The sequence below is a fragment of the Hymenobacter coalescens genome (genome assembly GCF_054783195.1).
On record NZ_BAAGRA010000026.1, the window covers coordinates 121,454 to 135,130 of the forward strand.

Below are 13,677 nucleotides of genomic sequence, written 5' to 3' on the forward strand. Positions count from 1 at the left end.
CGTCGGCAGAATGCGGGGCGTTACAGCCCGCGCGTGAGCGTCAGCTTGAGGCTGGGCACGCCGCCGAGGTGGCGCTTGAAGCGCAGCAACGACTCGTTCGGGCCGGTGGGCAGGGTGCTCGTGCCCAGATCGAGCAGGCGCAGGCCGCTGGCCCGGCCGAACGCGTGCAGCCCGGCGTTGAGCAGCACCACCGGGCTGAACGCGTTGTAGCGCAGCGGGCTGGCCGGGTAAAAGTTGTAGAGCACGCCGCGCCCGGCCAGCACGGCCACGGTCAGGGCAGCCCAGTCGCCGGCCGCGTCGCGCACCGAAAACAGCAGGTAGTCGCGGGGAAAGTCGCGAAACAGGGCGGTGAGCTGCGCCTCGCTCAGCGACAGCGTCTGCCCCTTCTCTTCGCGGCAGCGGCGCAGAAAGTCGTAGGCCAGTGGCAGCAGCAGGGGCGGCTCCTGCTCGAAGCGCAGGCCGTGCCGCTCGCACTTGTGCAGGCGGCGCCGCTCCGAGGGATGCAGCCCGGCCTCGTAGCTGCGGTCCAGCGGCAGGTACGCGTCGATTTCGGCCAGCTCCACGCGGTAGCCCTGGCGCTGCAGCGCCGCCACCAGCGGCCCGCTCGTGACCGGCTCGTAGGCAAAGGGCGGCAGCCGCAGGCGCAACCGCTCGGCCCCGCCGGCGGCCAAGGCCCGGTGCACGGCGCCGAGCCAGTCGTGGAGTACGGCGGCGGGCAGCGCGGCCGTGAGCAGCTGCGGGCCGCCGAAAGGCGCGGTGCGGGGACTGCCCGCCGTGCCGTCCGGGTGGTGCGCGATGGGCCACCAGGCTACCAGTTGTCTCGTGGCCACATCTTCCAGCACGGCCAGCGTGAGCTCCGAAGCGGCTTGCAGTTGCGCGGGCCGCTGGTAGAGGTACAGCTCGTCGGCCAGCGGCAGCTCCGCGCCCGGCGTCAGCCAGCGCAGCCGGTAACGCCCGTGGCCGGCCGGCAGATCTTGCGGCGGCAAAGCAGCGGAGGGAAGGGCGGAAAAAGAAAAACCGGGCACGGGAAAAACTGCGAAGCGGCGAAAGTACGGCAAAATCAGCCGGGGGCCACCGCTGCCGATCCGGGCCGGCCGCCCCGGCGGCTGTACTTTCTGGCCGCATCTGCGTAGCATTACGCCGCAGTGGGCCCCGGGCCCTTCTATGTTTCGTTACCCATGCCCGATACTACCCCGGAAAGCAGCTCCTTGACGGCCGACCCCGCCGATGCTTCGGCTGCCACCTTGGCCGAAGCCGCCGCCCCGCCCACCGTGGCCGACCACGACGCTACCCGGCAGGCCCGGCTGCAGGGCGTGGGCGCCCGCCCCGGCACGCTCAGCCCTTCGCCCAACTCGCTGAAGCCCCGCCTGTTTCTGATGAGCTACGATACACGCGGTTACGACGAGTGGGAGTTTGAGCGCTACGACGACATGCTCAACGCCTTTCGCAGCCAGCCCGAGCGCCGCCACTGGATCGACGTGCGCGGCTACGGCGACGTGGAGATGATGCAGCGCTTCATCCAGGATTTCGACCTGCACCCGCTGCAGATGGAGGACGTGCTGGGCGACTACCAGCGCGCCAAAGTGGAGGTCTTCGGCGACAACCGCCTGTTTCTGGTCTCGCGCATGACCGAGTTTACCCGCCAGCTCGAAATCGACGACGACCAGCTCAGCCTGTTTACCGGCCCGAACTACGTCCTCTCCTTTCAGGACGACTACGACGACTGCCTCGACACCGTGCGGCAGCGCATCCGCTCCGGCTTCAGCCAGATCAAGCAGCGCCCGCCCCTGTACCTGGCCTACGCCCTCACCGACGTGGTGCTCGACCACTACTACCCCACCATGGCCGCCATCGGCGACTACATCGAGGAGCTGGAAGACGTCATCATCCGCGACCGGCCCACCAAACGGCTGCTGGCGCGCATCCTGCAGATCAAGAAGGACATCGTGCGCTTCCGGCGCCTGGTGTACCCCGAGCGCGACAAGATCATGGAACTGCTGCGCCTGCACGACGACGTGGTGCCCGAAGACATGAAGCTCTTCTTCCGCGACTGCTACGACCACGCCGTGCAGGCCATGGACCTGACGGAAAGCTACCGCGAATCGGTGTCGAGCCTGATCGAGCTGTACATGTCGGAGCAGAGCAACCGCATGAACGAGGTGATGAAGGTGCTCACGATGATCAGCGCCGTGTTCATTCCGCTCAGCTTCGTGGCCGGCGTGTACGGCATGAACTTCTCGCGCGAGCGGCCCGGCGGCGGCACCAACTACCTGAACATGCCCGAGCTATACGACCCGTGGGGCTACCCCACGGTGCTCATCATCATGGCCCTCATTGCCGGCGGCATGCTCATCTACTTCTACAAGAAAGGCTGGTTTAAAAACTAGCCTTCAACAACCTATAGCTTCACCGGCAGGGCCTCGCCCAAAGCTTCCACCACCTGCGCCACCCGGGCCGATACCGGGCCGGTGAGCAGCTGGTACGGAATGCCGAGCAGGTCCAGCTGCATCAGGATCATGCCTTGCTGCAGGGCCTGCTGCGCGGCGTCGGCGCGGGTGCCGTCCTGCACAAACGGGAAGTCCGGGGCGCACACAAAGGTGTGCGCGTAGCGCCGGCGGCAGTCGGCGGCCAGGGCCAGCAGCTCCGGCGCGGCGCGCCCGAAGCCGGCGTAGCTGTACCACAGCGTCGTCACGGCGTTGGTGTCGCAGATGAGCCAGTGCCGGGCCTGCGCGAGGGCCGCGTCCTCCAGGGCGCGGTGGCGGCGGGCAATCAGCAGCAGGTCGTCGAAGTCGAGCCGGCCAGCCTTTTCCTCCCAGCGCGTGCGGCCGTACTCCGGCGCCCAGGCGGTGTGCAGCGCCTGGGCCAGGGCCTCGGCCAGCGTCGACTTGCCGGTGCTTTCGGCCCCGAGCAGCACCACGCGCTGCAGGTACTCGGCGGAGCGGAAATGCGCCTGCACCTGCGGCGGCAGCCACCGGGCCTGCCCGTACACATCGGCCCGCAGCTGGGTGCCGGAAATCGGCAGAACGCTACGTGCCGCGTCCACCATCACGTGCTTGGCGCCGAGGTGCGCGGCAAAGCCTGGCCCGTACGATTCGCTGCTGAATACTACGTCGATGCACAGGTTCAGCTCCAGCAGCAGTTGACGCACAAATTCCCGGTGCGCGTAGTCCGGTGCGTCGTTGGGCGGCAGCTGCGGGTACTCCGCCTTGGTCAGGGCCCGCACGTGCAGCCGCGTGCGGCCGATGCGGCCGCCGTAGATACGTCGCAGCCAGCCGGCGCGCACGGGGGCCGGCAGGCGGGGCAGGTCGGGCTCGGAGTACACCCACACGTGCAACTCCCCTACCCCCGCGGCGGCCGCTTCAATGAGCCGCTGGTGGCCCAGGTGCAGCGGGGCAAACTTGCCGACCACCAGGCCGGTGGCAAAGACGTCGGAGCTGGGAGCTGCTGCCATGCGCTGTGCGGAAGGAAAGTGAAAGGGCGCGGAACGAAGCCCGGTTTTCGGCTCCGGCTACCGAGGAATGAAGGACCGAGGATGGTCGGGCTGACCAGCAACGTGGCGGCGCAAATGCGGGGCCGCGCAACCGCGCGGGCTCAGTCCATTTTCAGGGTGAGGCGGCGCAGCTCGGTGCCCACCACGCGGTATAGCTGGTAGCTGTCGGCGGTGGCATCGAAGGTCAGGCCCACGGTGGGCGCGTTGCTGTCGAAAGGCTGCCCGCCGACGAGGCGGTAGCGCGAGTCGTAGAGGTAAGCCTTGCCGGGGCCCGTCTCGGTGAGCACCAGCACGCGGCGGCCGTTGCCAAAGTCAAAGAGCTGCGCGGGCTTCTCGGCCGACGTGAGGAAGCGCCGCTCCACCAGGGTGCGGCCGGCCGCGTCGAACACGGTCAGGCGGCCGGCGCCGTCGTCGCGCACCACCACGTAGCCGCGCCCGGCCTGGTCGGTTACGAGGCGGAAGGTGCTGCCGCGGCTCCAGGTGGTCAGGCGGCGGCGCTGCACCACGTCGCCGCCGAGCGTAAAGGACACCAGCTCGGCGTGCTGATTAATCACCGTCAGGCGGGTGCGGCGCAGCGTGGGGCCCGGCTCCACGAAGGCGGCCGCGTGCAGGCGGGCGCCGAGGCTGATGGGAAAGCCCGGCAAGGTGCCCCCGAGCGCGTCGTAGGCGTAGATGTAGCCGTTTTCGAGCAGGCACAGCACCACGTCGCGCCCGCCCACGCGCAGCAGCTGCGGCGGCGCGGCCAGCGCGAAGTCCAGCCGCTTGGGTTGCCAGGCGGGCGGCGCGCCGCCCAGCGCATCAAACAGGAACACGTTGGCGTAGCGGTCGGCCACCAGCAGGCGGGCGGGCTGCCCGTCGGCGGGCGGAGCGCTGCTCAGCGAAGCGGCCTGCACCGTATCGGGCAGGTTAAGGGGGAAGTTGCGCGCCGGGCGGCCCCGCTCACTTAGCAGGTGCACGCGGCCGGGCGTGAGCATCAGGATGCCCGGCCGGCTGCCAAACGCGTTATCCAGCAGCGCCGGCGGCATCAGCAGCGGCCCGCCCAGCGAGTCGGACCAGCCCACGGTGTTGTCGACAGTGATGTAGTGCACGGCGTGGCGCCGGTCCTGCACCAGCACGGGCGCCAGGCGGCCCGCGGCGGCCGGCAGCACCTGGGGCCCTACCGCAGCGAGGCCCGCCTGAAAGTTCAGGCTGCTGCCCGCGCCCCCGGCCGTTTGCCCGCCCGCCACGGCCGGCCCGATGGGCGGGTGGCGCAGCACGAGCTGGGTGTAATACTGCCCGCTGTCGGCCAGCGCGTACTGCAGTGCCACCTGCGGAAAGCGCTGCAGCAGGGCTTCGTTGCGCAGCAGGCCGGCGCGGCGCTCCTCCACCAGGGCCCGCAGCAGCACGTTCCAGCTGTTGCGCGTGTCGAGCACCACACTGAGCTGCGCTACCGGGGTGGCTTCCTCCAGCAGCGCCATCTGGGCCGGCGAGCGGCTCCAGCTTTGCCCAGCCGCCATATCCGTGAGGTAGGTGCGCAGCGCGGAGGCGTCTTCGGCCAGCACGAGGTAGTCGCCCACCTGGGCCGTGGCCCCGGCCGTGCCCGCGGCGACGGGCGCAAACAGCGGCCCGAGCAGGCGCTGCGCCAGCCCGGACAAGCCGCTCTGGTACAGCTGGTAGCTGCCGAACCGCTCGAAGCTGGGGCTGGTACCCGTGGCCCGCCGCAGTTGGCCCAGCCAGCGGGCCGCCTGGGTCGCGTTGCGGGTGCGCACGAGGGCCAGCCGGCCGGGTACCGCCCGCGGCGAGGGGGCCGACAGGTAGCACAGCGCCGCTTCGGTATCGAGCGTAGCTGCTAGGCTGTCGACCAGGACTCGGGCCGCGGTATCGGCCGCGGCAAGTGGGGTGCGCAGCGCGGCCGGAGCGGCGTTCAGGTGTACCAGCACGGCGGTGCGGGTGCTGAGCGCCTCGCCCATGCGCAGACGGCCGGCCCGCTGCCCGCGCAGCCGCTGGTGCAAGGAGCCGGCCGCGCGCTCGGGGTTGGTAAAGCCGTTGAAGAGCACGCGGTTGCCGGTCAGCTTCATGCCCAGCAAGCTTTTATCGCCGAGGCTGGCCAGGTACTCGAAGTCCGGGCGCAGCTCGGGGCGGAAAAAGACGCCCAGGAAGGGCGGCAGCTGGCGGTAGTTGATCAGCAGCGCCGCGTCCACGTCCTGGAGCTTCAGGTAGTCGGTATTGCCGAACTCGGCCGCGATGGAAGGCAGGCCCGGGTGCTCGGTGCGCCGCACCACGGCTTCCACCAAGGCCGCATTGGCACTCATCACCAGCGTATTGCGGTAGTTGAAGTACGTCAGACCGGTGCGGGTGCGCCGCTGCGTGATGGTGATGAGCTGCTCGCCGCGGTAGTCGCGGGTGCTCACCTCGTAGCGCGCGTCGCGGCCCAGGGCTTCGGCCAGGGTGCGGATCTGGCGGTGCTGCCGCACGCTGCTCACGGGCACCTGAAACAGCACGTCGAAGCTGCGCGGCCCGGTGACGTGCACCGACGTCAGCACGGTTTTGCGCCCCAGAAAGCTGAGCACCGAGTTGCGGGTGGTGCCCAGGCTGTCGGCCAGCGCCACCTGCTCCTCCACCTGCTGGAAGTAGCGCAGCGTGGCCAGGTTGTCCCAGAGCTGGGTTTCCTTCAGGCGGCGCACCAGCGTCGGGTGGTCGCGGGTGGCCACCACCAGCGCCGCGTCGTCGGGCACCAGGGCCCAGGGGTCGACGGGGGTACGGGCCACCACGCGGCGGTAGTACACGTACGACGCCAGCGCCGAGAGCAGCAGCAAACCCGAAAGCAAGACCAGTAAGCGGTTTGACATGCAGCGGCAGCGAGGCGGAGGTGGGTGGGCGGCAAAGGTAGCTATTCGGGCGGGCGGCGGAAGAGGTTACCAGCCGGGCGGCGGGTAGCCAGCCAACAGGCGAGCCGAGCAGCCCACACCCGTGACTTACCGCGCTTTATCTGAACGGCTTACCCGCCCCGTGTACCGAGGGCAACCGGCAAAGATGTTTCGGCTTATCGGCTTACAGCGTGGCAAATGGCGCTCCGGATGCCTCATCTGCCAAACCTCCCTGAAAACCGCATCCGGCGCGACCCACTCCTCCCCGTCAGCCAGGCCTGGTGGTTTCGTAGCGTCCCTCCTGCTGAATCCGTACCTTGGGGTCACTATGCTGCGCCCCGCCCGCCTGCTCCTGCCCGCCGCCTGCCTGCTGCTCGCGGCGCTGCCCGCCTGCTTTGAGCTGCGCGAGCCGGAGCCTGCCACGGCGTCCAGCGAGTGGGTGTCGCCGACCAGCATCGACGTGCTGCTCACCAACTTCACCACGGCGGTGCAGCGGCTGAACGCGGCCAACTACGAGCGGTGCTTCGTGCCTACTCGCTACCGCTTTTTCCCGGACCCGACCTCGGCCGGCTCCACCAACGCGGCGCTGTTTGCCAACTGGGGCATCCGCGAAGAGCTGGACTACTTCAACCGCCTGCGCCAGCGCACCCCCGCGACGGCCCAGAACCAACTGCAGCTCTCGGCCCGCCGCGACCAGCTTTACGGCCCCGATTCGGCCGAAGTCTCGGCGCAGTACCAACTCACCTTGGCGCAGACGGACACCGCGTTTCGCATCCGCACGATGGAGGGCAACATCCGCCTGCTGCTGCGCCGCCGCAACAACGAGTGGCAGATAGCGGCCTGGCGCGACCTGGGCACCTCGAGCCGCCCGGTGTGGACCGACGCCAAGAAATATTTTGTGCGGCGCTAACGCCCCAAGGCTCAAACAAAAGGCTGGGGTCCGCGTTTGGCTAGGGAATATAGCGGGCGGCAGTTGCACCATAGCGGGTAACGGTTTAGCTTGCACCCGCTGGCACCCCGCTCACCATGAACCGTTTGCCTCTGTTGCGCACCGCTCGTCGTCCTTGCCCGGCCCGCCCGCGGCGCTGGTGGGTGCTGGGCGCCACGATGGTGGCCACGGCCTGCAACCCCTTCGCCCCCGGCCTCGACGATGAAGCCATCAACCCCGATCAGCTGCTGGGCAACCCCGTGACGGTGCGCGGCTTCTTCGACCGGTTCCGGGCCTCCTACCAGCTGCGCGACTCCACGCTGTACGGGCAGCTGCTCAACCGCAAGTTCACCTTCACGTACCGCGACTTCGCCGCCAACGCCGACCGCTCCTGGAACCGCGACGTGGACGTGACGGCCACCTACAAGCTGTTCCGGGCGGCCCGTTCGGCCAATCTGCAGTGGACGCAGTACATGCCCACCACCGACACGATGTACTCCGATACGCTGGTGTACGTGGAACGGGCCTTTTCCCTGAGCATCGAGCAGCGCGACAACCAGCGCTACGACGGCACGGGCACCGCCCGGCTGGTGCTGGTGCGCAAAAACCGCACGGAGCCCTGGCGCATGCGCAGCTGGTCGGACCGCAGCGAGTTTTAACTTTACCCTGTGATTCATCCGTTGCGCCCGCCCACTTTAGGTTGGCTTGTAGCCGCGTGCCTGCTAGTTGTCATCGAACCAACACCCGCCGCGGCCCAGAGCCCGGCCGCCGTGGCCGAACAACAGTTGCAGGCCAAGAACTACCCAGCTGCTATTGCCTCTTTTTCAGCCCTGCTCGCGCAGGATTCTCTGAACGTTGACTGGAACCTGGGCCGGGCTCGCGCGCGGCGGCTGCAAGGCGATTGGACCGGTGCCATTGCTGATTACTCCCGCGTGCTACGCCTGCATCCCGACAACGTCCGTGCCTGGGCCGGGCGGGGCAAGGCGCGCTCGGCCGGACCCGACCTTGGGCTGGCCCTGGCGGACCTCGACCAGGCCCTTCGCCTGGCTCCCACCGACTACCAGGCCCTCATCGACCGCGGCATCGTGAAAGCGTTGCGCCAAGACAAGCGCGGCAGCCTAGCCGATCTGGACCAGGCCGTGGACCTGGCCCCACTCACAGCGGATGCGTACCTGAACCGCTCGACGGCCTACTACCGGTTTGGCCAACTGCGCAAGGCCTTGCAGGACATCGCCGTGCACGTGGCACAGCATCCTGATGACGCTTTAGGCTATTATAACCGCTCGCAGATCTACCTCAAACTTCGGGAGTATCCCCCGGCCATGCAGGATGTGGATCAGGCCTTGCGCCTGCAACCGGAGGAGTTGGACTACCACCTGGGCAAAGCGGAGGTGTACGGCTTTTCGGGCCGGCTCAGTGAGGCCCTGGCATACCTCGACACCCTTCCAGCCCGGGGCTTCGACGCGGGCACAGTATACCTTGAGCGGGGTCTATGGCACCTCCACTTCGGCTTGACTGACCAGGCCTGCCCGGATTTCCAGCGTGCCGAGGAGTTGGGCAACGTTAAAGCCACTGCCGAGCGGCAGAAGCACTGCCCTTAACCAAACCCGGACTTCCTACTCATTCAGCAGCTCCAGCCCTTGGGCCACTGCTCCCGCAGTGCCCTCTTCTGAATCTACTTCAATCCTCTATCTTCCGGCCCCCATTTCAACTTCCACCTCTCGCATGAGCGAACCACAGGGTCATTTTCAGCGTGCCATCGGGCTGTTCGATGCCGTCATGATTGTCACCGGCAGCATGATCGGCTCCGGTATTTTTATCGTTTCCTCCGACATTGCCCGGCTCGTCGGCTCCACCGGTTGGCTGCTGGTGGTGTGGCTGCTGACCGGCGTCATCACCCTGGCCGGGGCCGTGAGCTACGGCGAGCTGGCTTCCATGTTCCCGAAGGTGGGCGGGCAGTACGTGTACCTGCGCGAGGCCTACAACAAGCTGGTGGCCTTCCTCTACGGTTGGTCCCTCTTCCTGGTCATTCAAACCGGCGTCATCGCCGCCGTGGCGGTGGCCTTTGCCCGCTTCGTGGGCGTGCTGGTGCCGTGGTTCAGCGAGAAGCACGTGCTGTTCGAGGCCGGGCCGGTGCGCTTCACCACCGTCATGCTGCTGGCCATCATCATGCTGGTGGGCCTGACGTGGATTAACTCCCGCGGGGTGCGCGGCGGCAAGCTGATTTCCAACATCTTCGGCTCCACGAAGCTGGTGGCCCTGGCCCTGCTCATCCTGGTGGGCCTCTTCATCGGCGTCAACGAAACGGCCGTGAGCCAGAACTTCAGCGACATGTGGCAGGCTGCCCGCTACGACGCGCAGGGCCAGGCCGTGCCGCTGACGGTGTGGGGCCTGGTGGCCGCCATCGGGCTGGGCATGACCGGTTCCCTGTTCAGCTCCGACGCCTGGAACAACATCGGCTTTTCCGGCGACGAAATCGTGCGGCCCGAGCGCACCATCGTGCTCAGCATGGCCATCGGTACGGGCATCGTCACGGCGCTGTACCTGCTCATCAACCTGGTGTACCTGCTGGTGCTGCCGCTGCACGGCAACCCCAACGCCGCCGAAACCGACGTGCTCGGCCGCGGCATCATGTACGCCGCCAACGACCGGGTGGGCACCGCTGTGGCCCAGAGCATCCTGGGCAACGCCGGCGCCGCCCTCATGGCCGTGCTCATCATGATCAGCACCTTCGGGGCCAACAATTCCATCATTCTCAGCGGCGCCCGCGCCTACTACGCCATGGCTAAGGACGGGCTGTTCTTCCCCGGTCTGGCCCGCCTGAACCGGGCCGGCGTGCCGGGCGTGGCGCTGTGGGCGCAGTGCGCCTGGGCCTGCCTGCTGTGCCTCTCCGGCTCCTACGGCCAGCTGCTCGACTACGTGATGTTCTCGGTAATTCTGTTTTACGTCATCACCATCGTTGGCATCTTCGTGCTGCGCCGCACCCGCCCCGAGGCCCCGCGCCCCTACCGCGCCTGGGGGTACCCGCTGGTGCCGCTGCTGTACGTGGTGCTGGCCTCGGCCTTTTGCCTGATTCTGCTGTTCGACGCCGACAAGGGCCCGCAAGCGCAGTACGGCCTGCTGCTGGTGGCCCTGGGCGTGCCGGTGTACCTGCTGTTCCGCACCCGCTTTGCCGGGTCCGTGCCGCCGCCTTCGCCGCCGAAGTCATAACCACACCGCCGGCCTTGGCCGCACGCAGCAAGGGCCGCCTTCCCCAGTGGAAAGCGGCCCTTGTTCGTTGCGGGAGAAGCAAAAAGGCTAGCGGCGCTTGCGCTTGCTGGTTTCGCTCGGAATCAGCGTCACGTTGTTTTTCTGGCCGCCGCTGGCGCGCATCTCCTGGTCCTGGTAGCCGCCGTAACCGTACACCAGGCTGTTGTCGCCGGCCGGGGCTTCCACGGAGTAGTTCCCGTTCTGGTCGGTGCTGGCAAACTTGCGCGTGCCCTTCACGAACACGGTAGCGCCGGCCAGCGGCTGGCCGTTCTCGTCGAGCACGCGGCCGCTGAACACCACGGTGCGGGGGGCTTCTTCCACGGCCGGCGCGGCCGCGGGGGTGGCCGGCTCGGGCGCCGCGGTTTCTTCGGCCACGGGCGCCGCGGCTACCGCAGCGTTGTTGGTTGCCGTCGAGGCAGTGGCAGTCGTCGTGGTACGGGGGGTAGCTTTCGTTGCTTTCGCAGCGTCTTTGTCCACGCTGGCTTCTTCCGTTGCCGGGGTGGCCACGGGTGCGGCCGCTTCTTCGGTGGCCCGCTCGCCGACCACGCTGGCCCCGGCCAGTTCGAAGCTCGGCATCTGGCCGTTGGCAATGCGCTGGCGGTTGGCTTCGGGCCCGAAGGCCATAGCAACGCCCAGCAGCAGCAGCACGCCGCCGGCAATCAGGCCCAGCTTGCGGTTGCCCGAATCAAGCGAATCCGCGTCGGTTTCGGTGGGCTCGTCGGTCGTAACGGTTTCGTAGTTGTCACTCATAGGTGGGAAGGAGTACGGTAGGGTACTTAAGGAAAATGAAATGGTCGGGAAAGAGAGGAAGTCAGATGGGCGTCGGAGCCGGGCGTTCCGCACTTCGCTCAGTTCGTCCCTAAATATATAACCTTGGCATTATCATATCGTCATATCCGCGTTACAATTCCGTAATAATGAATCCGCCCCGCCACCGGAGGGGTGGCGGGGCGGTGGAGCGGTTCCATGCCAGCAGGCTACTCCTGCACGGGGTTGGAGGGGCCCTGCGGACTTTTAGCGCCGAAGGGCTGCTCGCGGGTGCGCAGGTTCTGCTCGTGGTCCAGTTCGTAGCTGCCCTCCACCTCGTGGCCCGGGCCCTGCTGCTTGCTCGTGTCGGAGCTGTGGTCGTTGCCGCCTTGGGGCTCGGTTTCGCTGCCGCCGATGTGCAGGTTTTCCAGCGGCCCCTTCTGATCGGTGCGCTTGGAGTAGCCGCGGGCGCCGGCGCTGCGGTAGGCCGTCGGGTCCTTGTCGACGTCGGTGTTGTTGTTGATGATCTGCTCGAAGTCCCGCTCGCCCTCCTGCTGCGCATCGCGGCGGGTAGCCGGTTTGTCGCGCTTGATTTGCTCGTTTTCGTCGTTGTGGGTGCCTTCGCTATTGAGGTTGAGAGGAGTAGCCATGATGGGTTGGGCGTAAATGGTTGGTACCAGTGCGTACGCAAGCCGGGCGGTCCGCGTTCGGCTGGCCCAAACCAGCCCGGCCGGAAAACAGTAGGTTTGGCCTGGCGGGGCAACTTCGGCCGCCGGCCGCTGTTTACGCCCTGTTTCCCGGTCCTATGCACTTAGTCATCATCGGCAACGGCATCACGGGCGTGAGCTGCGCCCAAACGCTGCGCCGCCTGCGCCCCGAGGCGCGCATCACCCTTGTTTCGGCCGAAAGTGCGCACCACTTTTCCCGGCCCGCGCTCATGTACCTCTACATGGGGCACCTGCGCTGGCCCGATGTGAAGCCCTACGAAGACTGGTACTGGCGCGAAAACCGCCTGGACCTGGTGCACGACCGCGTCACCCGCCTCGACGTAGCCCGCCGGCAGGTGCACTTGGCCGCCGGCGGCCCCCTCTCCTACGACGCGCTGCTGCTGGCCACCGGCGCCACCACGCGCTACTACGACTGGCCCGGCCAGCACCTGGCTGGCGTGCAGGGGCTGGTGTCCTTGGCCGATGTGGAGCTGATGAGCCAGAATACCCGGGGCGTGCGGCAGGCGGTGGTGGTGGGCGGCGGCCTGATCGGCGTGGAGCTGGCCGAGATGCTTCACGCGCGGCGCATTCCCGTCACCATGCTCGTGCGCGACGCCCACTACTGGGGCTCGGTGCTCCCGGCAGAGGAAGCGGCCCTGGTGGACGCGGAGCTGCGGCGCCACGGCGTGCAGGTGCGCTACCGCACCGAGCTGGCCGCGGCGCTGGGCGACGAAACCGGCCGGGTGCGGGCCGTGCGCACCGCCGCCGGCGAGGAGCTGCCCTGCCAGTGGCTGGGCATTGCCACCGGCGTCACGCCCAACCTGACGCTGACCGCCGGCACGGCCATCGAAACCGACCACGGCATCCTCGTTGATGAGCTGCTGCAAACCTCGGTGCCCGGCGTTTACGCGGCCGGCGACTGCGCGCAGCGCCGCAGTCCGCCGCCCGGCGAGGCCGCCATCGAGCCGCTGTGGTACACCGGCCGCATGCAGGGCGAAACGGTGGCGCACACCATTGCGGGGCAGCCCACGCCCTACCGGCGTGGGCCGTGGTTTAACTCCGCCAAGTTCTTCGACCTCGAATACCAGACCTACGGGCAGGTGCCGCCCCGCCCCGTCGAGGGCCAGGCCAGCTTCTGGTGGCAGCACCCGCAGGGCCGCTGCGGCCTGCGCCTGCAGTACCGCGCCGATGCCACCCAGGCGCTGCTGGGCCTGAACGCGCTGGGCCTGCGCCTGCGCCACGACGTATGCGACGGGTGGCTGCGCGCGGGCACGCCGCTGCCCCAGGTGCTGGAGCAGTTCGGGGCGGCTAACTTCGACCCCGAATTCTTTCCCCAGCACGAGCCGGCCATCGTGGCGGCTTACAACGCACGTTTCCCTGAGCAGCCGCTCACGCTGCGCCGGCGCAAAGGCCTGCTGGCGCGCCTGCTTTCCGTATAACTCCTCATGCCCGAAAAACCCGACTACCGCAAGCTTTACCACCCGGCCGCCTTCAATGCCTGGCAGTACATCGCCTTCACCGGCGTCATCATGACCTTGGGGGCCCAGCTGATTCTGGCCGTCGTCGGCCAGCCCAAGCCCGCAGGTTTTCACTGGCTGTACGTGTGCTGGGCCGCCGTTTTCGTGCTCGGCTCGCTGAGCAACCTCTACGGCAAGCCCGACGAGCACGACCACCATCACCACCACTAAGCCGCCGGCCGCATCGTCGGCA

General features: G+C 67.9%; 12 protein-coding genes. 7 read left to right on the forward strand and 5 right to left on the reverse strand.

The features are described from left to right. Positions 1-20: 20 nt before the first annotated feature. Positions 21-986 carry a hypothetical protein gene (locus tag ACYVKQ_RS22175; RefSeq protein WP_460677557.1) on the reverse strand — a complete coding sequence of 322 codons (966 nt, stop codon included), beginning with the start codon at positions 984-986 and terminating at the stop codon, positions 21-23. Between the two features lie 192 nt (positions 987-1,178). Here ACYVKQ_RS22175 and corA point away from each other — a divergent pair, with 192 nt between their 5' ends. Continuing rightward, on the forward strand, positions 1,179-2,387 hold the full coding sequence (gene corA / locus ACYVKQ_RS22180) for a magnesium/cobalt transporter CorA (RefSeq protein WP_460677558.1): 1,209 nt from the start codon (positions 1,179-1,181) through the stop codon (positions 2,385-2,387). 11 nt (positions 2,388-2,398) lie between these two features. On the opposite strand, the gene ACYVKQ_RS22185 is transcribed toward corA, so the two are convergent. Then, entirely contained in the window at positions 2,399-3,451 is a 1,053-nt protein-coding gene (locus ACYVKQ_RS22185; protein WP_460677559.1) for an AAA family ATPase, read from the reverse strand. A 140-nt stretch (positions 3,452-3,591) separates the two neighbouring features. Beyond that, complete coding sequence (locus tag ACYVKQ_RS22190; RefSeq protein ID WP_460677560.1) at positions 3,592-6,318, reverse strand: hypothetical protein; 2,727 nt, start codon at positions 6,316-6,318, stop codon at positions 3,592-3,594. Between the two features lie 346 nt (positions 6,319-6,664). Here ACYVKQ_RS22190 and ACYVKQ_RS22195 point away from each other — a divergent pair, with 346 nt between their 5' ends. From ACYVKQ_RS22195 to ACYVKQ_RS22210, 4 genes are all read left to right on the forward strand, one after another. Next, positions 6,665-7,246 carry a hypothetical protein gene (locus tag ACYVKQ_RS22195; RefSeq protein ID WP_460677561.1) on the forward strand — a complete coding sequence of 194 codons (582 nt, stop codon included), beginning with the start codon at positions 6,665-6,667 and terminating at the stop codon, positions 7,244-7,246. Between the two features lie 116 nt (positions 7,247-7,362). After that, positions 7,363-7,923: a hypothetical protein gene (locus ACYVKQ_RS22200; RefSeq protein ID WP_460677562.1), complete on the forward strand. Its 561-nt coding sequence runs from the start codon at positions 7,363-7,365 to the stop codon at positions 7,921-7,923. A gap of 9 nt (positions 7,924-7,932) precedes the next feature. Further along, positions 7,933-8,865, forward strand: a complete 933-nt coding sequence (locus tag ACYVKQ_RS22205) for a tetratricopeptide repeat protein (RefSeq protein WP_460677563.1) — start codon at positions 7,933-7,935, stop codon at positions 8,863-8,865. A 124-nt stretch (positions 8,866-8,989) separates the two neighbouring features. After that, positions 8,990-10,474: an APC family permease gene (locus tag ACYVKQ_RS22210; RefSeq protein WP_460677564.1), complete on the forward strand. Its 1,485-nt coding sequence runs from the start codon at positions 8,990-8,992 to the stop codon at positions 10,472-10,474. Between the two features lie 87 nt (positions 10,475-10,561). Here the strand turns inward: ACYVKQ_RS22210 and ACYVKQ_RS22215 are convergent, their stop codons facing one another. Then, entirely contained in the window at positions 10,562-11,263 is a 702-nt protein-coding gene (locus ACYVKQ_RS22215) for a carboxypeptidase-like regulatory domain-containing protein (protein ID WP_460677565.1), read from the reverse strand. Positions 11,264-11,490: 227 nt separating this feature from the next. Next, positions 11,491-11,910, reverse strand: coding sequence for a hypothetical protein (locus ACYVKQ_RS22220; protein ID WP_460677566.1), 420 nt, complete (start codon positions 11,908-11,910; stop codon positions 11,491-11,493). 155 nt (positions 11,911-12,065) lie between these two features. On the opposite strand from ACYVKQ_RS22220, the gene ACYVKQ_RS22225 reads away from it, so the two are divergent. Beyond that, positions 12,066-13,406 carry an NAD(P)/FAD-dependent oxidoreductase gene (locus tag ACYVKQ_RS22225; protein WP_460677567.1) on the forward strand — a complete coding sequence of 447 codons (1,341 nt, stop codon included), beginning with the start codon at positions 12,066-12,068 and terminating at the stop codon, positions 13,404-13,406. Between the two features lie 6 nt (positions 13,407-13,412). Continuing rightward, positions 13,413-13,655 carry a hypothetical protein gene (locus ACYVKQ_RS22230; RefSeq protein WP_460677568.1) on the forward strand — a complete coding sequence of 81 codons (243 nt, stop codon included), beginning with the start codon at positions 13,413-13,415 and terminating at the stop codon, positions 13,653-13,655. Positions 13,656-13,677: the final 22 nt, after the last annotated feature.

Coding starts and splice junctions, on each gene's coding strand:
- ACYVKQ_RS22230 (WP_460677568.1), top strand. CDS start 13,413: ATGCCCGAAAAACCCGACTACCGCAAGCTTTACCACCCGGCCGCCTTC.
- ACYVKQ_RS22225 (WP_460677567.1), top strand. CDS start 12,066: ATGCACTTAGTCATCATCGGCAACGGCATCACGGGCGTGAGCTGCGCC.
- ACYVKQ_RS22190 (WP_460677560.1), bottom strand. CDS start 6,318: ATGTCAAACCGCTTACTGGTCTTGCTTTCGGGTTTGCTGCTGCTCTCG.
- corA (WP_460677558.1), top strand. CDS start 1,179: ATGCCCGATACTACCCCGGAAAGCAGCTCCTTGACGGCCGACCCCGCC.
- ACYVKQ_RS22210 (WP_460677564.1), top strand. CDS start 8,990: ATGAGCGAACCACAGGGTCATTTTCAGCGTGCCATCGGGCTGTTCGAT.
- ACYVKQ_RS22200 (WP_460677562.1), top strand. CDS start 7,363: ATGAACCGTTTGCCTCTGTTGCGCACCGCTCGTCGTCCTTGCCCGGCC.
- ACYVKQ_RS22220 (WP_460677566.1), bottom strand. CDS start 11,910: ATGGCTACTCCTCTCAACCTCAATAGCGAAGGCACCCACAACGACGAA.
- ACYVKQ_RS22185 (WP_460677559.1), bottom strand. CDS start 3,451: ATGGCAGCAGCTCCCAGCTCCGACGTCTTTGCCACCGGCCTGGTGGTC.
- ACYVKQ_RS22215 (WP_460677565.1), bottom strand. CDS start 11,263: ATGAGTGACAACTACGAAACCGTTACGACCGACGAGCCCACCGAAACC.
- ACYVKQ_RS22195 (WP_460677561.1), top strand. CDS start 6,665: ATGCTGCGCCCCGCCCGCCTGCTCCTGCCCGCCGCCTGCCTGCTGCTC.